Below are 21,126 nucleotides of genomic sequence, written 5' to 3' on the forward strand. Positions count from 1 at the left end.
AATCTATTTTAAATAATCAAAGAAATACTGGCTGATTCGTTCGTGCAGATGCACACTCTGATGTCCTCTCATGTTGTGAGGCTCGCCTGGATAGACGAAGAAGTCAGGCTGTGTTCCTGCTGCTATGCATGCCTTCAAGAAAGAAAAAGCATGCTGTGGTACGACAACGGGGTCGTTAAGACCGATGATTATCTCAAGTTTTCCCTTAAGATTCTTAGCTTTTGGCAGCAAGCTACATGCTGCATAACCTTGTGGATTGGCTTCAGGCGTGTCCATATATCGTTCTCCATACATGGCTTCATACCACTTCCAATCGATTACTGGGCCACCCGCTACGCCGACTTTGAATACATCTGGGTAGGTCGTCATAAGGTTTATAGTCATAAAACCACCAAAACTCCAACCATGTATTCCTAAGCGTTGTGCGTCAACATAAGGCAAAGACTTTAGGAATTTGACTCCTTCCATCTGATCTTTCATTTCTTCTTGGCCCAAATGTTTAAAGGTAACTTGTTCAAATTCCTTGCCTCTGTGCTCGCTTCCTCTATTGTCTAAGATAAAGAGAAGATAGCCGTGTTCGGCCATATAGGTTTCCCATCCACGACTACTATAGTGCCATCGTGCATCAACATTATGGGCATGAGGACCTCCATAGACATAAACAATGGTGGGATATTTCTTGTTTGGATCGAAGTTTAGAGGCTTAACCATTCGATAGTAGAGGTCTGTTACGCCATCAGCTGCCTTAATCGAGCCGCATTCATACGTTGGAACAGTGTAGCCTTGCCATGGATTAGCCGCCTTAAAGTAGCTAATTGACTTGCCGTTTGTTGTATTTACAATCGCAATATTACGAGGAATAGCCGGTGTTTGATAATTATCAACAATATAATTACTACTTTTACTCAAGCTGCCTGAATGCCATCCTTTCCCATTTACGTCAAGAAGTGTTTGCTTTCCTGACGCAAAGTCAATCGCAAAGAGATTCTTTTGTATTGGGCTACAAGCATTACTTTCGATAAAGATACGTTTATTCTTGGCATCGAAACCTAAGAGATCAAGGACTACATACTTTCCTTTTGTGAGCTGACGAAGTGCTTTTCCCTCCTTATTATATAGGTAAAGATGCATGTAACCATCCTTTTGGCTCCACAAGATAAACTTGTTGTTGTCCCAAGGAATGAATGTAATCGGATGGAGAGGTTCAACATATTTTGAATCCGTCTCATGGTAAATTTCAGCTATTGGCTGTCCCGTAATCGTGTTATAACTCATCAAACGACAATCGTTTTGGTCGCGATTAAGTTCAAACATGTATAGCGTTTTGTTGTCAGGTGCCCAACTTATATTCGAGAAATAACGGTCAGTGGGATCTCCTGCGGCAAGATATGTAATCTTGTTTGTAGCTAAATCATATACACCTACGGTCACTTTGTGAATGGTTTCACCTGCCATGGGATATTTATCTGGGTCTGCTTTGGCCATGCGGCTTTGTCCATTAGAAGGTTTCCAGTCAAGCTCTGGAATGTCAACTTGTGGATAATCGCTCACCATGCTTTGGTCCATACGATAGAAAGCCAATCGAGTGCCATCGTGATTCCAAAAGAGTCCACCCGTAATTCCAAACTCATTGCGGTGCACACTCTGTCCATAAACAATCTCACGACTACCATCTGTGGTCAGCTGATGGTCGTTTCCGTGTGCATCAATGACGTGAAGTTGGTTGTCTTTTACGTAGGCTAACGCTCTCGAAACACTGTTAAAGTCTTGTGCTTGCGCACCTTTTGCCATACTGATATTACCTTTCCATATAGCCTTTTTGTGTTTCCAGTCGAACAACATGCGTTCATTCCCGTCATTAAGCCATACCAATGACTTTCCATTTTCAGGGAAACTAAGATTATAAAGGTGCCGAAGTTTCATTCCGCTCCACTGATTTAATTCAGAGAGTGTAAACAATCGACTTTCTTTTCCCGTCGATTTATTGACGAGAAAACATTCTTCTGTATCCAAGTGCACAAGCTCATCACCCCACCAAGTGGTGTAACGCGTCTTGGGAACCATGTTATGATAGTTCGTTCCTCCAAAGTTTAAGTCCTCTAAAGTCAAAGGCTTTAACTCTTGTGCATGTACAGTTAATGCGGCAACCATTGTCAATATCAGTGTGAAAAACTTTCTCATGGCTTAATCTTCCTCATCAAAATGTGATCTTCCTTTATTGAATCCGTTTCGTTTACTGCCTTTATCAAATCGTTTGTTTCCTTTTCTTTCGTCACGACCTCCAAAAGAATTACCACGTTTTCCACGTCGGTTCTCATTGTCATGGCTATCGTCATGGTCTCTTGTTGTACGCTTTTTGCGTCCCGAGAAGCCATCAATCTCATGCTTGTGGAAGGTGAAATTACGAATATCTCCCTCTTCATTGCTGCTCTCTTCTTCAAGTCGTTTCGTGAATTCCCGATTCTTTTTAAAGCGATGTTTCTGTGCCATCTCTTTCTTTTCTGCAGCAGTTTTCACGATGCCTCCATCTGCTCTGAACTCTTTCATCTTGCCATCGAAGAGCGAATATTTACGGAATTCACACTCCAAACTACCATTATAAAGAGGTATTTTGATGCTGGGCTTAAGACCAATCTGGTCAAAGCATTCTTCACGATAACTCAAAACCCACGCTTCATTGCCTCCAAACTCGTGCTTTAATCGTTCACCTATCATCTTATAAGTGCCCAAAAGGTTTGGTGTTGAGATGCGTTCTCCATAGGGAGGATTAGTCATTATAATACTCTTTTCGGCTGGTTTCTTGAAGTTCTTGAAATCTTGTTGTTCCACGGTTACAAGCTGAGAAAGACCTGCTGCCTTAACATTCAAACGAGCAGTATTAACCGCTTTCATGTCAATGTCATAGCCATAGATGTGATGATCGAATTCTTTCTCTTGTGAATCATCATTATATATCCGGTCAAAGAGGTCCTGATCATAGTCTGGCCACTTCTCAAATGCAAATTCTTTTCTAAATACTCCCGGACTGATATTACGTGCGATGAGCGCTGCTTCGATGAGGATTGTGCCCGAACCACACATGGGATCGATGAAATCTGAATCCCCTTTCCAACCACTCATGAGTATCATTCCGGCGGCAAGGACTTCATTTAATGGCGCCTCTACACTCTCTTGACGATATCCTCTGCGATGAAGGCTCTCGCCACTAGAGTCAAGACTTAACGTCGCTTTATCCTCTGCGATGTGTATATTGAGTCGAATGTCAGGGTTACTCACACTGATGTTCGGCCTGATTCCAGTCTTTTCACGGAATTGATCAACAATGGCGTCCTTCACTTTATATGTGACAAAGCGCGAGTTTCTGAATTCTTCTGAGTAGACAACTGAATCAACACTGAAGGTCTTTCCCTTCTCAATATATTTACTCCAGTCTATTTTCTTCACCTCATCATACATATCTTCAGCCGAGCGGGCTTTGAAATGAGCGATTGGTTTGAGGATTCTTATGGCCGTATGTAGTTGGAAATTGGCGCGATACATCATCTCTTTATCTCCTGTAAACGACACCATTCGACGTCCAGTCTGTACATTATTGGCACCCAGTTGGGTGAGCTCTTGAGCCAAAACGGGTTCAAGTCCCATGAAAGTCTTGGCAATGAGTTCAAATTCCTGTTCCATTGTTGTATTGAATATCTATTATATCTTTCTTTATTTTCTTATATTTCTTAGTCTTGGGACGCATATCTTCCATCACCCATGTATTCGCTCCGATGACACAACTCTTACCAATGGTGATGCGACCCAGCACAGTTGCGTTTGAATATACCACCACATTGTCTTCTAAAATGGGGTGACGTGCGATGCCTTTTATTGGCTTTCCGTCTTTATCTAAAGGGAAACTCTTGGCCCCAAGTGTTACTCCTTGGTAGAGCTTTACATGCTTTCCGATAATACAAGTGGCACCAATGACAACACCAGTACCATGGTCTATCGTGAAGTATTCACTGATTTTAGCACCTGGATGAATGTCAATTCCAGTCTCAGAATGAGCCATTTCGGTAATCATTCTCGGTATCAACGGCACGTGCATCTCATAAAGTTCGTGTGCAATTCGATAGTTTGTCAGCGCCTTTATGACGGGATAGCACGAGATAATCTCAGCATAACTATCGGCGGCAGGGTCTCCGTTATAGGCTGCTTCAACATCGGTGGCCAGCAGATTACGGATGTGTGGCAACAAGGAAACAAGCTTTATAGAGATTGTTTCAGCCTGTTTTCGCAGCTCGATAAACTTTTTATCATCGGGTTTCTCACACATATCACCAAAGCAAAGACCTGCCAAAACCTGCTCATAAAGCCGCTTTTGCATGCGCTCTGCATTGACTCCAATGTGATATTTGATGGTTTGTGTGTTGACAGATGACTTTCCATAGTATCCAGGAAAGATGATTGCACGCGACAAATCAACGATTTCTTCAAGCGTTTTGCCTGAAGGTAACGGATAACCGTCATGATGATGATGGCACAAACCTTTCAAAGTGTCGGTCTCCGACAATTCTTTTACGGTCTGTGTCAGTACATGAGTCGGCTCTATATTGCTCATTTCGTTTGTTGTCTCAATATATATTATGTGCAAAGATACTAAAAAAGTGAAGAAGACAAAACGAAAGTTGAAGTTTTTACACGATTATTTTGAAAAACTTTTCAACGAGGATGGTCATTTGTCTTGCCTCTTTTCGTGGTGGCTATTCTATGGACAAATGAAACCAAGTGTGGGGCAATATTTTCTTAGAGAATAATCTTCAAGGTGCAAAGCCTATGTTTATTTTGGCTTGTTGGTCGTTATTCGCTTATGAAAGAGAATGTGTTGATATGTTGATTTATTTCAACTTGAATTTAAATTTAATTCAGTATGTCACATTCTTTGCTATGGAACAGGCAGTGAATGTTACTCTTCCTTCTAATGAATGGAAACATTCTGTTTATCAGGCGCTTACTAAGTGGTAGTCCAACGTCTGACTATTACGTTGTTATTTGTGTCATATTGTCGTGTAATTTGATAGCTTTTACGGCGTAAAATCATAGTCGTTACAAGGTGAATTGTGTGAGTTTGCGATAAGATGTGTGTGGATTGATGCGTTTGTTTTATTTTTGTCATGAATTAAGATGATTCTGACGGCTGGGTTTTTGAAGTATTTTCTTGAATAAACCTGAATGAGGCTGCAAGATGTATCCTTGTTTTCTTGCCTATTAATTCAATGAAATTGAACTTTGTTTTATGGGATATTGTTTCGGAAGAAAATTCGTTCTGTATATGAATAAAAGCTCATTCTGTTTGTCAGGTGATTGTAGCTGTGTTTTATTTTTTCTTTATTGGTTATTCAAATTAATATTTATTTTTTCTTGTTTTCCTGCAACTTTTCTTATTTTTGTTGCGTCTAAGTGATATAATTAATAATTAAAATGATGATTATGAAACGTATCTTTCTATTAACATTCAGTCTTTTCAGCCTCCTTGCAATGGCGAGTTGTGGCATTACATCAAACAATATACGCAAAATGGAGGGTAAATTCAGGGGCCCACAAGTTACGCGTTTGATTAAAAACAAATATTTTTCAAAGATTGAAACGTGTTTAGTTGGTGATGTCATTTATACGCAATCAGATTCCTCAAGCATTCGAATTGTGGGCTCGAAAGCTGCAGTTGAGGCTATAAAAGTAGATTTTAAAGGCGATAAACTCGTTATAACAACAGTCGGATCTAATAGTTTTAAGTTGTTTGGTAATGCTGGTCAAGGCGTCAAGGTCTATCTAAGTAGCCCCAATCTTGTGGAGGTTGAGAACGAAGGTGTAGGCGGTTTTAAGGCAAAAAAGATTGATACCGACCAACTGAAAGCTTCTCTTGAGGGGACTGGAAACCTACAAATTGATACCTTGATTTGCGATAATTTCAAAGGAGAAGTCGATGGAACGGGCAGCTTAAAAGTGGGGTATCTCGAAGCCATGTCAGTCAAAGCGTCTCTTGATGGCACGGGAGATATCAAGATGTTTATGGTCAAAGTGCCGAGTGCAGTGCTATCGCTTGATGGCACAGGAGATATCCGTGTTCGTGTGAAAGATTGCGGAACGGTCACTTCAACCATTGATGGTACGGGCGATGTAGTATTGAAAGGCACGTGCAAACATTGGATTCAGCATAATGATACGTTTGGTAAGAAGACAAAAGAGCTTTTTAATGTCAACATCAAATAAAGCTATAGTTTAACTATCTTCACAGTAAAAAGTGTGTGTTTTCATTGATAATTTCCTATCTTTGCAATCATTGTAAGGTGCAATGATTGCAAAATTAAATATTAAAGTGTATGTATAACGAGGAAATTAACAAGATGATTATGACTTCAATGAAGTCAGGTGAGAAAGAAAAAGCAGCCGTTTATCGTCTCCTAAAAAGTGAATTCCTGAAGTTTAGTACGGCAAAAGATGCCAAAACCTTAGACGATTCAGCAGAGATTCAGATAATCCGTAAGATGGTAAAAGAGCGCAAAGAGTCTGAGAAAGTGTATGCTGATGCAGGTAGAAATGACTTGGCTGAGAATGAGAAGAATGAGTATTTGATTCTTGAAGCCTTACTTCCTGCAGCACCAAAAGATGAAGAAATCGAAGCTTTTATTGTCGCTTCATACCCTGAAGGCATTGAACAAAAGCAGATGGGAAACGTGATTAAAGAAGTGAAAGCCAAGTGGAGTGCTGCCGATGGAAAGACAATTTCAGAGCTTGTTCGTAAGCATTTGAAGCATTAAATCATATTGATTAAAGTTTGAACTTTAGGAGTTGACTTGTTAAATAAAGGCAATCCTAAAGTTCAAATCTTATTTTTCAGCCCTCAGGGGCTTATTAATTGTTGGCAGCTTCAGTCATGGTTGCCAAGAATTCTGCAACTTTTTGGCTTTGATCTTCACCGAAAGTGTTGCGTTTACTGAAGTTCAATATCGTCTCTTTACCTTTGATAACGAAGGCCATTTTTGTTCCGTTGTCGTTGATTCCGATTTGTTGAATGCCCAAAAGTGGGATGTGTTCGTTTCTGTCTACATAGGAATCGGGGGCATTAAGCTGTGTACCTGTGAGATTACGTGTTGCAGGAATCAAGAAAAATTCATTCGAATTATAAGCGATAAGCACAGGGATGCGCACTTCAACAGCGCTATATGTTCTTGTACATTCTAAGAATTCATACTGCTGAATATCAAGAGCTGGGTAGATTTGTCTAAATAGTTGTCGTGCGGCTACAGCATAACTACCTTTTGCACCGAGTCCTTTTGTCTTCATATATATCATAGCTCCCACACCAACGAGAAACCATAAAATAATAATAACGAGCATAGTTGTGTTCATAAGCGTAATGTTTAATGATTGATATTAATAGTTGTTGAATAATGAGGGCAAAGATAATGTTTTTTCTTTGAGGCTGCAATAGGAAATGAAAAGATTTTCTTTGTGCATTGCTATTGGCTTAGTTGCAAGGTAGAATCGCATAGGAGATAATTTTTTAGGCGATGTTTTGGTATTGTGTTTGTAGCAGATGACAACACTTTTTGTTTGATATCAGGTTGAAATTCTGCTGTTTTTATTCCATTGTTTCCGTCATTTCCAGCGTTCAAAAAACAAAATATAAAATAAAAGTTTTCTCAGTTTCATATATAATATGTATTTTTGCAGCATATAAGAAGTATTAAACAAGAAGAAATGAATTATGTAATTATAGCCGCAGGTGAAGGTTCTCGGCTTGCACAAGAAGGGATTGTGACTCCTAAACCCTTGGTAAAAGTTAACAATGAACGGCTGATAGATCGTTTGATTCATATCTTTATGGACCATGATGCCGACCAAATCTCGGTGATATGTAACGCCTTAACATCGGATGTAAGCCGTCATTTGATGCACATAGAAGAGGATGGTCTCGAAGGAAGACCTATCCCTTTGAACTTCATTGTGAAGACAACACCAAGCTCAATGCATAGTTTTTATGAATTAAGTAAAGCCATGAAACCGGCTCCTTTCGTTCTAACAACTGTTGATACGATATTCAAAGAAGAGGAGTTTGACGCATTTCTTCGTGCTTTTCAGCAGCAGTTGGCAGACGGAGAAGATGGAGTGATGGGAGTTACTGACTTTATTGACGATGAGAAACCACTTTATGTGGAAACGGATGAGGCTATGAACATCACGGCTTTCCTTGATAACAACGTTGAAGGAACATGCAAATTTATTTCTGGAGGCATATATGGTTTGGCGCCAAATGCCTTTCAAACACTTCAAGAATGTATGCAACGAGGTGAAAGTCGCATGCGAAACTTTCAGCGAGGGCTAATTCGTGATGGTCGAAAATTAAAGGCTTTTCGCTTCTCTAAGATAATGGATGTCGACCATGCAGATGATATTCGTAAGGCCGAAGCATTCTTAAGATGAAAATAGTAGGCATAAAACGCGACGCAATCTTCTCGCCTAATTCAGTCGAAAAAGACCGAATGATTTTGCAACAAGTGCTTGATGGACTCGGAGATTCAATCAAAATGATTGATGAAAAGATGCTGACGAGCGAAGAAAATGCCGATGTTTATGTCTCGATGGCACGTCATTCGACGACACTTGAGCTATTGAAAGAAAAGGAGAATGAAGGTGCTTTGGTCATCAATTCGGCTTATAGTGTGGAGCGATGTGAACGTGGTTGGCTCAATGAAGCTATGAGAATAGAGGGCCTTCCCATTCCCGATTCAGAAGGAAAAGAGGGCTATTGGCTGAAAAGAGGAGACATGTCAGCTCAAAGTAAGGCTGATGTTGTCTATTGTAAAGACCGTGCAGCGTTGGCCAATCAACAGGCTTCATTTGTTATTCGCGGTGTAACGAATTGGATAGTTCAGGCACATATCCCAGGCGATCTCGTCAAATTCTATGGTGTTCGCGGTGGTTTCTTCCGTTATTATTATCCGAATGATGATGGAATATCTAAGTTTGGAGATGAAAAATTGAATGGAGAAGCACATCATTATGACTTTGATGTTGATGCTTTACAAGCCATTGCAGAACGTGTTTCAATGCTTACGGGCGTGGAAGTCTATGGAGGTGACGCCATTGTTACAGCCTCTGGAGCCTTCTATATCATTGATTTCAACGACTGGCCCAGCTTTTCACGCTGTCGAAATGAAGCATCTGAGGCTATCATTCATTATATAAAGAACAAAATAAACAGTCAGATATGAGTAATTTCAAAGCCTTGTTACAGGCTTCTTTCAAGTCCAACGATACAGAAGAATGGTTAGATGTGCACTTCACTCGACCCATAGGACTCGTCTTTGCCTTGCTATGGAATCGGTTAAATGTACATCCTAACGCGATAACTATACTCTCAATATTCCTTGGAGCAACGGCAGGTTGCATGTTTTATTATACCGATTTGCAACATAATCTGATAGGGATGGTGTTGCTGATGCTGGCAAATTTCTGTGACTCTACAGACGGACAGATGGCTCGTTTGTCGGGAAAGAAAACACTCATTGGGCGTATGCTCGATGGCTTTTCAGGCGATGTGTGGTTCTTTTTCATTTATGTTGCGATAGCTTTACGTTTATATCATCAACAGATTCCATTCACAGATGTGCATTGGGGCATAGGAAGTTGGGTGTTATGTAGCGTTGCTGGCTTCCTATGTCATGCTCCTCAAAGCTCTCTTTCCGATTATTATAGGCAGATACATCTATTCTTTTTAAAGGGAAAAGAAGGCAGTGAACTTGATAGTTACCAAAAACAAGCAGAGATCTTAAAGGCACTTCCCAAGCACGGGGCATTCTGGGATCGACTCTTTTACAGTAATTATGCGAAGTATTGTCATAGCCAAGAGAAGCGAACTCCAGCCTTTCAGAAGTTCTTTATGAAGTGGAATGCAAGCTCAAAAGACGACGAATTGCGTCGCCGTTTCCTTGCCGGCTCACGCCCATTGATGAAGTATACCAACCTGCTTACATTCAATTTGCGCGCTATTGTCTGTTATATCGCGTGTCTAACGAATGAAGTTTGGGTGTATCCACTATTTGAAATCATCATCATGAGTGCCATGTATGTTCACATGCACCATGAACATGAGCAGCTATGTGAGCGACTTTACAAGGAGATGGCATAGTGTTTTTATCTTAATATAATGTTTCTTTGCAGTTAACGACAATGATAAAAGGTTATATTTTCGATTATGGCGCAACGTTAGATACGGCAGGTCAGCATTGGGGAAAAGTGCTTTGGCATGCTTATGAGCGTCAAAACGTGCCCATAAGTGAATCCGATTTCCGAGACGCTTACGTCTATGGAGAGCGCACTTTAGGTAGTTCTCCTTTGATAAAACACGATTATACGTTTCGTAAAACCTTAGAAATTAAGTTGCGTTTAGAGTTTGAATATCTCTGCAAAAAAGGGCTTTTGGACATTGATGAAACGTCATTCAATCGTTTACATCAGGTGCTTTTAGAAGATGTTTACGCCCAAGTGGTGAAGACAACAACGCATAGTCGTGCTGTGTTGGAACGTCTTCATGAGCGTTATCCAATGGTACTTGTGAGCAATTTCTATGGCAATGTAGGTGTTGTTTTGAAAGAGTTTGGACTCGATTATCTGTTTAATGATATTATAGAGAGTGCCGCAGTAGGGATTAGAAAGCCTGATCCGAGGATCTATAAGCTTGGTGTTGAGCGACTAAACTTACGTGCCGAAGAGGTCGCAGTCGTAGGAGATAGCTTCTATAAAGACATCGAACCGGCTCATAAAATCGGTTGTCATACCATTTGGTTTAAGGGAGAAGGCTGGACCAATCAGCAGTATGATGAAACGCTTCCCAATCAAATTATCACAGATATTGCCCAACTTCTTTAGCTAACGACAATATAAATAAGGTAATAAAGATATGATTTTCAGGAGATATATATTCGTTCTTTTAGTGCTTTTTGCTGCATCTCTTTCTGCAATGGCACAGATTCGAGGCGTTGTAATAGATGCACAGACTGGGGATACTATATTATATCCGAGTGCAACTTATAAGGGACATCAGATTGCAGTGAGTGGAGATGCACACGGACAATTTACAATTGACCGTCACGAAGGATGGTTATTAACGATTAGTGCCGTAGGATATCAGAGCAAAGAATATGCAATCAAGGAAGGCTCTGCGGCCTTTTTGAATGTTAAACTCAAACCCGACACACGTACTTTGAAAGGTGTTGTTGTCAAGAGTAGGCGCAATCGGTATAGCCGAAAGGATAATCCTGCAGTCGAATTAATGCGTCGTGTCATTGCCGCAAAGAAGAAAACAGACCTCAACAACCATGACTTCTATCAGTACAATAAGTATCAAAAGATAACTGTTGCAGTCAATGATATTCATCCTTCCGATTTAGATAGTGGCTTTTTTGCCAAGAAACAATGGCTCATTGACCAAATAGAGACGAGTCCTTACAATCATAAACTGATTCTTCCTCTATCGGTTGACGAGACTGTCACCCAACACTTATATCGCAAAGACCCAAAAAGTGAGAAGGATATCATTATGGGGCAGCAGTCAACGGGTGTCAATCAATTCTTGGAAACGGGGGATATCATCAACACGATGCTCAAAGATGTCTTCACAGATGTAGACCTTTATGACAATCAAGTGCGGCTATTGCAGCATCCATTCACAAGCCCTATCGGCAAGGATGCTATCTCTTTCTATCGTTATTATATAGAAGACACGGTCTATGTTGACCAGAATCTCTGTTATCATTTGCAGTTCTTACCCAACAATCAGCAAGACTTTGGCTTCCGAGGTGACTTATATATCCTGGCAGACTCAACACTTCATCTGAAGAAATGCGTGCTGTCAATACCCAAACGCAGTGATGTTAACTTTATAGACGACCTTACCTTGACGCAAGAATACACCAAATTGCCAAACGGAGAGTGGGTGTTGAGCGTAGATGATATGGTGGTTGAACTGAAGGTTGCTAAGTTCTTGTCGAAAGCTTTGGTAGTACGTACGACACGATTGAGTGATTATGCCTTCGACAAACTGCCCAAACAACTCTTCAAAGGCAAGGCTTCTACTCGACGAGAAGCCAATGCTATGATGCGCGATGAAGCCTTTTGGAATCAATATCGCACGGTAGAACTCACGAAGAGTGAAGACGGAATGTCGGCCTTTATCCATCGAATCGAACAACTTAACGGCTTTAAGTATGTTTTGTTTGCAGGCAAAGCATTGGTTGAAAACTTTGTAGAAACAGGCGATATGTATCATCCCAGCAAGGTAGATATAGGTCCTGTCAACACAATGCTTACTTCTAACTTCATTGACGGGCTTCGAACACGTGTGAGTGCACAAACAACTGCCAACCTCAATAAACACTGGTTCCTCTCTGGTTACTATGCACATGGATGGAGAAGTCGACGCAATTATTATAAAGGTGAACTCACTTATTCGTTCAATAAGAAAGACTATTTGCCACGAGAGTTCCCAAAACGCACGCTGACTTTTACCTCTACCTATGATATTATGTCGCCTTCTGATAAGTTCATGCATACAGATAAGGATAATGTTTTCACGGCTTTGAAGTGGGCAAAGGTAGATAAGATGATGTTTTATAACCGTCAGCAGCTTCAGTTTGAATGGGAGTCAGAAGGTGGATTGCGGTCTATTGTTGGCGTAAAGACTGAAGAAGATAAGCCCGCGGGTGCCTTGTTATTCCCTGTTGACCATCTTCGCACTACCGAATTTAACGTGAATTTCCAGTTTGCTCCAGGCAGAACATACATCAATACGAAGCAACGTCGCATACCAGTAAACTTAGATGCTCCAGTGTTTACCCTCGGTCATACAATGGGAGTAAAGCTACTTGGAGGCCAATATCATTATAATTTTACGGAAGCGGGTATCTTTAAACGCTTCTGGATGAATTCATGGGGAAAGATAGATGCTTATGCTAAGGCCGGGATTCAATGGAATAAAGTGCCTTATCCATTGCTAATCATGCCGGCAGCGAACTTAAGTTACATCACACAAGACGAGACTTTCAACATGATTAATAACATGGAGTTCCTCAATGACCGTTATGCGAGCCTGCATGTAAGCTGGGATTTGAACGGAAAACTATTCAATCGAATACCTCTTTTGAAGAAACTTAAGTGGCGAGAGTACCTTGGTGTGAAGACACTTTGGGGGAAATTGAGCGATAAGAACAATCCAAACTTGTTGGCAAATAGCGGAGATCCTGCCGTGTGGGCCTTCCCCACAGGCAGTTATGTCATGGATCCTAAGCGCCCATACGTAGAACTTATTGCTGGAATCCACAATATTTTCAAACTGCTTCACGTGGAGTTTGTTCACCGATGCAACTATAATTCGTTGCCAACGGCTAAGAAAAACGGAGTGAGATTCATGCTGCGTGTGACCTTCTAAGCAATAGATGAGGCTGATGATTGACAGAGTTTTGGATAGAATCATCAGCTTTTTTGGTTTCAATTTTTGCCTTTTCATGATTTTATGTATCTTTGTAGGAAATAGGATTTGAATGGAAATACTTTTAGCCGATAGGCAAGATATTACGCGAGCTGGCTTAATGTATGTCATCGAAAGCTTCAATGGAATCACCACACGCTATATAGAAGACAAAGCCGAACTGCTCGTTGCGCTGCAACATGATGCCAATCGTGTCGTGGTTCTTGACTATACACTCTTTGATATCAATGATTCTGCTGAACTGATGATATTGAGTGAGCGCTATACCAAGGTGCATTGGGTGCTGTTCTGTGAAGATTTGAGTGTTGATTTCGTACATGTTCTTGTGTCGTCTTCCCCTCGTTTTAGCATCTTACTTAAAGAATGTAATCTTCAAGAGATTAGAGTTGGCCTCGATTATGCCATTCATGACCGCCGATTTATATGCCAACGAATGGCTGAAATGCTACTCGCGCCAGCACAACCTCAATTGGAACACGTGAAACTGACGCCTACTGAAACCGAGATTCTAAAGGATATAGCACTCGGAATGACTACGCGTGAGATAGCAGAAAAGCGTTTTTCCAGCTTTCATACCGTCAATACGCATCGTAAAAACATTTTTCGTAAGCTTGGAGTAAACACGATTCATGAGGCTACGAAATATGCCTTGCGGGCTGGGTTGATAGATTCTGCAGAATATTATATTTGATAATAGGGCCTTACGCCATTCTCTTTTGGCCTCAAAATAAATATTTTAATATTATTTTACAATAGCTTACTCAGGATTAAGCTATTCAAAACCAAATGTTTTTCATTTCAGAATACGGCGGTTTTACAGCGGTTTAGTAAGATGCTGACTATCAAAGTGATAGGTGAAATCATGGAAAATACGACATGAAATGTTATGAAAATAAATGTATTTCCTATGATTTTATGTAGTAATATGGCTTGAATTATCGTGTGATTTGTGGGTGTTTACGATGTGATAACAGGCGTTTAGTGAGATGATATGACCCAGTTCATATCATGTTATCCGTTTTTTGAAGGAAACGTTTATTTGATTTCATGCCAGAAAGGCTCATGTTTCGTCTCCTCTTATTCTAATTGCCTTCTTCTCAACTCCTCTTTTTTAGGCTATATTTCTTTACAATTTATGTCGTAAAACACTTCATTATTTGCCTGTTTTTCTTTTTGTGAGGTGAGAGAAACTCATGACTTTTCATCCTTAGTTCAATAATATGATACCACGTTTTAATGGTATCGCTGAGCGAATTGTTATAATCTTACGAAAAAATATATCATGTTTCTTGCGCTTATATTTGCCGTTTTGTTATCTTTTAAGCAGTTTTTTAGATAAAAATAGGAGATATTTTGCATTGTGATTACTTATTTTATTGCAGATGTTTATTGTCATTTTTTATTTTTTTCGTATCTTTGTCATCGAGCAAAATGAATAAATCTTTTTCAAAAACATAATGATTTTGTCATGAAGCCACATAGAACCTCGTTGAAAGATTTAGCGCAAGCATTGGGTGTTAGCATTGCTACGGTGTCACGTGCACTGCGTGGTAGTCATGAAGTGGGGGAGGAGATGCGACAGAAAGTGAAGGCTTTGGCCAAGCAAATGAACTATCGTCCGAATCCTTTTGCACAGAGTCTACGCAAAGAAGCAGCGCGTGTGATTGGGGTGATTGTGCCCAATCTCGTCACACATTATTATGCTTCAGTGCTTGATGGCATTGAAGATTACGCCTCACGCCATGGTTATTCAGTTGTTAGTGCAAACAGTCATGAAAGTCATCTACGTGAAGAGCGGGCAATAGAGAACTTTCTTTCTCTGCACGTTGATGGCATTATAGCCTGTCTTGCGCAAGATACGGTCGACTATGAACACTATCTTCAGCTTTACGATATGGGCATTCCTGTGGTCTTTTTCGCCCGAACTTGCTTGCCGGAGAAGTTCTCTCAGGTTGTTGGTAATGGTGCAGAGGCAGCACAAGAAGCCACAGTTCATCTCATAGAACGAGGCTGTCGGCGTATTGCTTTCATAGGAGGGCCAAACCATCTTGACATGGTAAAGCGCCGTAAACACGGCTATCTTGAAGCCTTACGAGAGTATCGTTTGCCGATAGATCGTGACTTGGTGTGTTGTGGAAAGATTGATTTCGACGAGGCACGGCTGTCAACTTTGCAGTTGCTTCAACGTGAAAATCGCCCTGATGCCATTCTGGCGTTCAATGATATCCTTACTTATGCGGCCTTTGATGCTATCAAAACATGTGGTCTTCAAATACCGAATGACGTGGCAATTATTGGCTTTACAGATGGCGACTCGGCTGCTTTTGTGACACCAAAGCTTAGTGCTATCATGGACCAGGCACATGAACAAGGTTCTAAAAGCTGTGAATTGTTGCTTCGACATCTTGCAGGTGACAAGCACATTTATAAGGAAATAGTTCCTATGATCCTTAAAATCAGGGAGAGTTCCGAGAAATAATATGTGCCCATCTATGCCTGATTAACAAAACATACTACTTGAAGAAACATTTTATACACGACTAATTACGTTTAGTTTACACCTTGAAAACATCAACTATAAAGTGCTTTTAAGATTCTAACTAACTTTGCATACAATAAACCTAAAGAAGAATAGATAAACAACAAATTAACAATCAATTTTAAACCTAATACAAATTAGCTATGAGAAGATCGTTTCTTAGTCAAAGCAAAACAATCTTTTGCAAAGCTGTTTTAACAGTTTTCATGCTGTTATCAGTGTCAAATCTCTGTGCTAAAACCATCACAGGAAAGGTCATTTCGACTTCCGATAATGAACCTTTAATGGGTGCGACGGTTGTAGTGCAAGGCAAACAAGGCGGTACAGTGACCGACCTTGATGGAGTATTTACCATAGAAGCCGCAGAAGGACAGACGTTAGTGGTCAGTTATATCGGCTATGTGACAAAACGCGTAAAGATTAGTGATGGGCAATTGGTCATCAAATTAGATGAAGAAGCCAACTCTTTGAACGACGTTGTCGTAATTGGTTATGGCGTACAAAAAAAGAAACTTGTCACTGGAGCCAATATAAACGTGAAGGGAGATGACATTGCCAAGCTCAACACTTCTAATCCTTTGCAAGCTCTTCAAGGCCAAACTCCTGGTATGACTATTATCTCAGAGAGCGGTCAACCGGGTTCAGGCATGAAGGTAAACATACGTGGTATGGGAACGATTAACGGCAGTGATCCTCTTTATATCATTGATGGCATTCGTGGAGATATAGCATCTTTGAATCCCGCGGATATCGAAAGTATAGATGTTTTGAAAGATGCGGCATCGGCAGCTATATATGGTTCTCAATCAGCTAATGGCGTTGTACTCATCACAACGAAAAGCGGTAAGGAAGGAAGAGCCGTAGTAAGCTTTGACGGATATGTCGGATGGCAGAATAAACCGCGTTCGATAAAGATGCTAAATGCTAAGGAATATATGACAATCCTTGACGAACAAGCAGTGAACTCTGGTAAATTACCCTATGATTGGAGTGCCTTCAAGAGTATTTATCATGAAGATGGCAGCATCGTTGACACTGATTGGGTGGGACAGATGTTTAAGAAGAATGCGAAGACTGGCTCATATAATATAGGTGTTACAGGTGGAAGTAAGTCTGGAAACTATGCAATGACGTTAGGATATATGAATCAAGAGGGCATTGTTGGTGGTAAAGATGTCAGCAACTATGAGCGATATAACTTCCGTGTTAATTCAGATTGGGCCGTTAAACCATGGTTGAAAGTGGGCGAACAAGTTAGTTTTATCTATACGAAAAGCCGTGGAATAGCCGTTGGAGGCGCCTATGATAATAACTTAAGAGGGGCATTCGGTATGCCTCCTATAGTGCCTTTGTATGGTAAGAACAATTATAAGAGCCCCTACTTGAATACAAAATTCATGGATTGGCAAGACGTTCAAGGACTCGGAAACCCTTATGGTTTGATGATGACTAATACCAATAATGAAAACAATGCGGCTCGATTTAGCGCCAATGTTTATGCAGATGCCGAGATCATTAAGAACCTTCGGTTTCGCACAGTGTTAGGATATGAGTACTATAGTGAGGACTATCGCCACTTCACTCCACTCTATGAATTTAGTGATTTTTCTCGTAACATCAATCAAACTCGTGTTTCTCAGAGTGCAGGACACAATCAACAGTTGACTTGGACGAATACGTTGAGTTATAATTGGAAGTGGAATGACCATTCGTTTAATGCGCTGTTAGGAACAGAAGCCTATCAATTTTTTGGCGTAGGAGTTAGTGGTAATCAAGGAAAACTAAAGGGAGGATTTGATGATTGGCGGCATGCTTATGTGAGTAATGGCTCTGCTTCAACTCCCGAAGAAGGGCTTGGAGCAAGTGGTGCGCCTGCTTTGGATCAGCGAATGTTCTCATATTTCGGCAGAATTGGATGGAACTGGAAGGAAACTTACATGTTTAATGCAACGTTACGTGCCGATGCTTCCAGTAAGTTTGCTAAGGGAAACCGATGGGGTTACTTCCCTTCCATGAGTGCAGGTTGGTTAGTTTCTAACGAGAAGTTTTGGCAACCATTGGCCAAGGTGCTTGATTATTTCAAGCTTCGTGTTAGTTGGGGGCAAGTGGGTAACCAAAATATAGGAGACCTTATGTTTGTATCGCCAATCACAACAAGTTGTGTTTATTATCTGTTTGGCAACAAATATGGAGCTGCAGCGCAAGCCCCTTACTATGGAGCTTATGAAAGTCGTCTGGCAAATGAAAAGGTTCGGTGGGAAACTTCAGAACAGATTGATTTGGGATTTGATACGCGTGCGCTTGGCGGAAGACTGAATATAAACTTCGATTGGTATTATAAAAAGACGAAAGATTGGTTAGTTGTTGCTCCAATTCTGGCCACAGCAGGAACAGGTGCGCCTTATATTAATGGTGGAAGTGTAAAGAATACCGGTGTAGAATTAGGCTTAGGATGGAATGATCACATAGGAAAGGACTTCCATTATTATGTCAATTTGAATGGTGCTTACAATCATAATGAGGTGGGAAACATACCTACAGAAGATGGAATTATTCATGGAACAGACGGTAACGGACAGCTATATGACAACTCAACTGAATTTTATCGCTCAAGTAATGGACGCCCAATAGGTTACTTTTGGGGTTATAAGACGGCGGGAGTATTCCAGAATCAGCAGGACATTCGTAATTGGATAGCCGCAGGTAATGGCATCTTACAGAACGATGTGAAGCCCGGCGATTTGAAATATTATGATGTTGACCACAATGGTATCATCAATGATGCCGATAAAGTGAATCTCGGTAACGGCATGCCAGACTTTACTTATGGTTTCTCTCTTGGCTTTGATTATAAAGGTTTCGACCTAAACGTGACGGCAAATGGTATGGTTGGTAATGACATTGTACAGACTTATCGCAATGTTGGGGAGAAAACCGCGAACTATACTACTGAAGTTTTGAGCCGATGGACAGGCGAAGGAACGAGTAATCGCTATCCACGTGTAACGGAAATCAATGTTAACTGGCAGTTCTCTGATTTGTTTATACATGATGGAAGCTTTCTGCGTATTAGCAATATCACCTTGGATTATGACTTTGTTCGACTTATGAAGACAAAACTTTTCAGTCAAGCTCGCTTGTATTTACAGGTCCAGAATGCCTTCACCTTTACCAAATATAATGGTATGGACCCTGAAATTGGCTATGGAATCAATGGTTGGGCCTCTGGAATTGACCTCGGATATTATCCTCGTCCTCGTACCGTTTTGGTGGGATTAAATCTTAAGTTCTAATTAATAACAAGTATTTGATATGAAAACAAATATATTAATATTTTCTGTTTCCAGTTTATTCGTTGCAGGAACACTATCTTCTTGTACTGAAAGTTGGCTTGATGTTGCATCTAAAACAGAAAGTAATTCCTCCAATTATTATAAGAGTCAAGATGATGGTTTGCGTTCTTTATACGCATGTTATGATGGTTGGCAGCGTACGGTTTCAGGCGGACCAGACTTTACACTCTATCAACTTACTGAGACAATGAGTGATGAATGTTTCGGTGGAACAGGCAATACAGATGGTCGAAACACGCAAATCTTGGATCGTTTTGATATGAATGAGGCGCCCTCTTATACTGATATGCACAATAAGTTGTGGGGACTTTACTATGCAGCTGTATTCCGTTGCAATGAATTTATCGACAAAGCAGAAGGTATTTCGTGGGATGATACACGTGCAAAAGATACATATCTTGGTGAGACACATGCTATTCGAGCTATTTGTTACTTTGATATGGTGCGCACATGGGAACGTATTCCGCTGTTGATTCATGCCACAAAGGATAATGTTCCACAAGCAAATCCAGACTCAGTTTATTCACTTATTGTCAAAGACTTAACCTATGCAGCCGATAAAATCCCAGCAGATGCCTATCCAAAAGCCGATGCTGCCACAAACGATGGACACATAACACGTTATGCTGCCATGGGAATGTTGGCGCGAGTCTATCTGTTTTATGATGGTGTTTATAACAATAATGAAGGTAAACCCATGCCGGGTGGACTCACAAAGGCCAAAGCTTTAGCCTATTGTGAAGCCATTATACAAAGTGGAGAGTATGGCTTAGTGAATCGTTTCAAAGACCTTTGGCCAGCTTCTTCTGATGATAAGACCGGTAACTACATTGATCATTGGGTGGATAAATCGTCATATGCTGGCGTAGGTAATAAGGAAACGGTTCTCTCTTTGAAGTTTAACTATACGGGAGATTACGATGGTAACGAAGATGGTAACCGCTTTGTAGTGATGCTTGGCCTACGAACGAATGGCGATGTATATAATCGTTATGGACAAGGTTGGGGCGCATTAACGGTTAATCCAAAACAAGCTGCAGTCTATGGACAAGGAGATTCGCGTCGACAAGCATCCATAATAGACTGTCAGCAGCTGCAAAACTATGAACAGAAATACATAGCTGACCAGCGAGAATATACGGGTTATACCATTAAAAAGTATACCCCTTTGAGCAAAAATATGACAAATAGTGACGGAACGACATCGCTTGTATCTTACCTTCAAGGTGATATGGCGGGAGACTTTATGATTTCTCAGTATCAAGATTGGGTGCTTCTGCGTTATGCCGACGTGCTTTTGATGGCTTCAGAATTAGGGAGTAGTCACGCGCAAGACTATCTTAATGAGGTCAGAAAGCGTGCATACACTCAGTCAGATGGCTCACTCAACGGCAACTATACGGTGATTTCAGCCACGAAAGAAAACATTTGGCGTGAGCGTCAAAAGGAGTTTGCCTTTGAAGGCATTAGATATTGGGATGAACTTCGACAGGGATTGTCTGTTGCATCGAATCAAATTGCTGAACATAATACCGTGCTATTAAGTGGTGGAGTGAAGGAAAAGGTCAACATAGATGCTCTAAATATCGTGAAGAAACGCGGCTTCTGTCAGATTCCTCTCACTCAAATTACCTTGAGTAATGGCGTGTTAAAACAGAACGCCGGATGGTAAAAGACTGGTTATTTCAAAGATTTTATAGTTA

15 protein-coding genes are annotated in these 21,126 nt (G+C 40.7%); 11 read left to right on the top strand and 4 right to left on the bottom strand.

The annotated features are described in order from the left end of the window. Positions 1 to 3: 3 nt before the first annotated feature. From HMPREF9145_RS00220 to epsC, 3 genes are read right to left on the bottom strand one after another with little or no spacing between them, the layout of a single operon-like run. On the bottom strand, positions 4 to 2,181 hold the full coding sequence (locus HMPREF9145_RS00220; protein ID WP_021824402.1) for a S9 family peptidase: 2,178 nt from the start codon (positions 2,179 to 2,181) through the stop codon (positions 4 to 6). 3 nt (positions 2,182 to 2,184) lie between these two features. Further along, positions 2,185 to 3,678 carry a THUMP domain-containing class I SAM-dependent RNA methyltransferase gene (locus HMPREF9145_RS00225; RefSeq protein WP_021824408.1) on the bottom strand — a complete coding sequence of 498 codons (1,494 nt, stop codon included), beginning with the start codon at positions 3,676 to 3,678 and terminating at the stop codon, positions 2,185 to 2,187. After that, a complete protein-coding gene (gene epsC / locus HMPREF9145_RS00230; protein WP_021824357.1) occupies positions 3,662 to 4,603 on the bottom strand; it encodes a serine O-acetyltransferase EpsC in 942 nt (313 codons plus the stop codon). The genes HMPREF9145_RS00225 and epsC overlap by 17 nt, the downstream gene beginning before the upstream one ends. A gap of 869 nt (positions 4,604 to 5,472) precedes the next feature. On the opposite strand from epsC, the gene HMPREF9145_RS00240 reads away from it, so the two are divergent. Together HMPREF9145_RS00240 and HMPREF9145_RS00245 are read left to right on the top strand one after the other, a co-directional pair. Further along, positions 5,473 to 6,252: a GIN domain-containing protein gene (locus HMPREF9145_RS00240; RefSeq protein ID WP_231369730.1), complete on the top strand. Its 780-nt coding sequence runs from the start codon at positions 5,473 to 5,475 to the stop codon at positions 6,250 to 6,252. 110 nt (positions 6,253 to 6,362) lie between these two features. Beyond that, complete coding sequence (locus tag HMPREF9145_RS00245) at positions 6,363 to 6,800, top strand: GatB/YqeY domain-containing protein (RefSeq protein WP_021824416.1); 438 nt, start codon at positions 6,363 to 6,365, stop codon at positions 6,798 to 6,800. 94 nt (positions 6,801 to 6,894) lie between these two features. On the opposite strand, the gene HMPREF9145_RS00250 is transcribed toward HMPREF9145_RS00245, so the two are convergent. Beyond that, entirely contained in the window at positions 6,895 to 7,392 is a 498-nt protein-coding gene (locus tag HMPREF9145_RS00250) for a hypothetical protein (protein WP_021824409.1), read from the bottom strand. 351 nt (positions 7,393 to 7,743) lie between these two features. Between HMPREF9145_RS00250 and HMPREF9145_RS00255 the strand changes: the two genes are divergently transcribed. The 9 genes from HMPREF9145_RS00255 (at position 7,744) to HMPREF9145_RS00295 (ending at position 21,095) form a co-directional block, all read left to right on the top strand. Continuing rightward, the gene (locus tag HMPREF9145_RS00255; protein ID WP_021824442.1) at positions 7,744 to 8,466 is read left to right on the top strand and encodes a nucleotidyltransferase family protein; all 723 of its coding nucleotides are present in this window, start codon (positions 7,744 to 7,746) and stop codon (positions 8,464 to 8,466) included. After that, on the top strand, positions 8,463 to 9,257 hold the full coding sequence (locus HMPREF9145_RS00260) for a hypothetical protein (protein WP_021824450.1): 795 nt from the start codon (positions 8,463 to 8,465) through the stop codon (positions 9,255 to 9,257). The genes HMPREF9145_RS00255 and HMPREF9145_RS00260 overlap by 4 nt, the downstream gene beginning before the upstream one ends. Further along, the gene (locus tag HMPREF9145_RS00265; RefSeq protein ID WP_021824437.1) at positions 9,254 to 10,174 is read left to right on the top strand and encodes a CDP-alcohol phosphatidyltransferase family protein; all 921 of its coding nucleotides are present in this window, start codon (positions 9,254 to 9,256) and stop codon (positions 10,172 to 10,174) included. The genes HMPREF9145_RS00260 and HMPREF9145_RS00265 overlap by 4 nt, the downstream gene beginning before the upstream one ends. 41 nt (positions 10,175 to 10,215) lie before the next feature. Then, positions 10,216 to 10,914, top strand: a complete 699-nt coding sequence (locus tag HMPREF9145_RS00270; RefSeq protein ID WP_021824407.1) for an HAD family hydrolase — start codon at positions 10,216 to 10,218, stop codon at positions 10,912 to 10,914. Positions 10,915 to 10,945: 31 nt separating this feature from the next. Beyond that, entirely contained in the window at positions 10,946 to 13,471 is a 2,526-nt protein-coding gene (locus tag HMPREF9145_RS00275; RefSeq protein ID WP_021824430.1) for a DUF5686 family protein, read from the top strand. A 112-nt stretch (positions 13,472 to 13,583) separates the two neighbouring features. Beyond that, the gene (locus HMPREF9145_RS00280; RefSeq protein WP_021824364.1) at positions 13,584 to 14,222 is read left to right on the top strand and encodes a helix-turn-helix transcriptional regulator; all 639 of its coding nucleotides are present in this window, start codon (positions 13,584 to 13,586) and stop codon (positions 14,220 to 14,222) included. 777 nt (positions 14,223 to 14,999) lie between these two features. Next, positions 15,000 to 16,010: a LacI family DNA-binding transcriptional regulator gene (locus HMPREF9145_RS00285; protein WP_021824347.1), complete on the top strand. Its 1,011-nt coding sequence runs from the start codon at positions 15,000 to 15,002 to the stop codon at positions 16,008 to 16,010. Positions 16,011 to 16,213: 203 nt separating this feature from the next. Next, complete coding sequence (locus HMPREF9145_RS00290; RefSeq protein WP_036906053.1) at positions 16,214 to 19,363, top strand: SusC/RagA family TonB-linked outer membrane protein; 3,150 nt, start codon at positions 16,214 to 16,216, stop codon at positions 19,361 to 19,363. 19 nt (positions 19,364 to 19,382) lie between these two features. Continuing rightward, positions 19,383 to 21,095: a RagB/SusD family nutrient uptake outer membrane protein gene (locus tag HMPREF9145_RS00295; protein WP_021824419.1), complete on the top strand. Its 1,713-nt coding sequence runs from the start codon at positions 19,383 to 19,385 to the stop codon at positions 21,093 to 21,095. Positions 21,096 to 21,126: the final 31 nt, after the last annotated feature.

It is taken from the genome of Segatella salivae F0493, assembly GCF_000477535.1.
GTDB lineage: Bacteria > Bacteroidota > Bacteroidia > Bacteroidales > Bacteroidaceae > Prevotella > Prevotella salivae.

What these genes read in the sequence shown, in the direction of transcription:
- HMPREF9145_RS00255 (WP_021824442.1), top strand. Translation starts at nt 7,744, where the DNA reads ATGAATTATGTAATTATAGCCGCAGGTGAAGGTTCTCGGCTTGCACAA.
- HMPREF9145_RS00270 (WP_021824407.1), top strand. Translation starts at nt 10,216, where the DNA reads ATGATAAAAGGTTATATTTTCGATTATGGCGCAACGTTAGATACGGCA.
- HMPREF9145_RS00280 (WP_021824364.1), top strand. Translation starts at nt 13,584, where the DNA reads ATGGAAATACTTTTAGCCGATAGGCAAGATATTACGCGAGCTGGCTTA.
- HMPREF9145_RS00220 (WP_021824402.1), bottom strand. Translation starts at nt 2,181, where the DNA reads ATGAGAAAGTTTTTCACACTGATATTGACAATGGTTGCCGCATTAACT.
- HMPREF9145_RS00240 (WP_231369730.1), top strand. Translation starts at nt 5,473, where the DNA reads ATGAAACGTATCTTTCTATTAACATTCAGTCTTTTCAGCCTCCTTGCA.
- HMPREF9145_RS00260 (WP_021824450.1), top strand. Translation starts at nt 8,463, where the DNA reads ATGAAAATAGTAGGCATAAAACGCGACGCAATCTTCTCGCCTAATTCA.
- HMPREF9145_RS00225 (WP_021824408.1), bottom strand. Translation starts at nt 3,678, where the DNA reads ATGGAACAGGAATTTGAACTCATTGCCAAGACTTTCATGGGACTTGAA.
- HMPREF9145_RS00275 (WP_021824430.1), top strand. Translation starts at nt 10,946, where the DNA reads ATGATTTTCAGGAGATATATATTCGTTCTTTTAGTGCTTTTTGCTGCA.
- HMPREF9145_RS00295 (WP_021824419.1), top strand. Translation starts at nt 19,383, where the DNA reads ATGAAAACAAATATATTAATATTTTCTGTTTCCAGTTTATTCGTTGCA.
- HMPREF9145_RS00265 (WP_021824437.1), top strand. Translation starts at nt 9,254, where the DNA reads ATGAGTAATTTCAAAGCCTTGTTACAGGCTTCTTTCAAGTCCAACGAT.
- epsC (WP_021824357.1), bottom strand. Translation starts at nt 4,603, where the DNA reads ATGAGCAATATAGAGCCGACTCATGTACTGACACAGACCGTAAAAGAA.
- HMPREF9145_RS00245 (WP_021824416.1), top strand. Translation starts at nt 6,363, where the DNA reads ATGTATAACGAGGAAATTAACAAGATGATTATGACTTCAATGAAGTCA.
- HMPREF9145_RS00250 (WP_021824409.1), bottom strand. Translation starts at nt 7,392, where the DNA reads ATGAACACAACTATGCTCGTTATTATTATTTTATGGTTTCTCGTTGGT.
- HMPREF9145_RS00290 (WP_036906053.1), top strand. Translation starts at nt 16,214, where the DNA reads ATGAGAAGATCGTTTCTTAGTCAAAGCAAAACAATCTTTTGCAAAGCT.
- HMPREF9145_RS00285 (WP_021824347.1), top strand. Translation starts at nt 15,000, where the DNA reads ATGAAGCCACATAGAACCTCGTTGAAAGATTTAGCGCAAGCATTGGGT.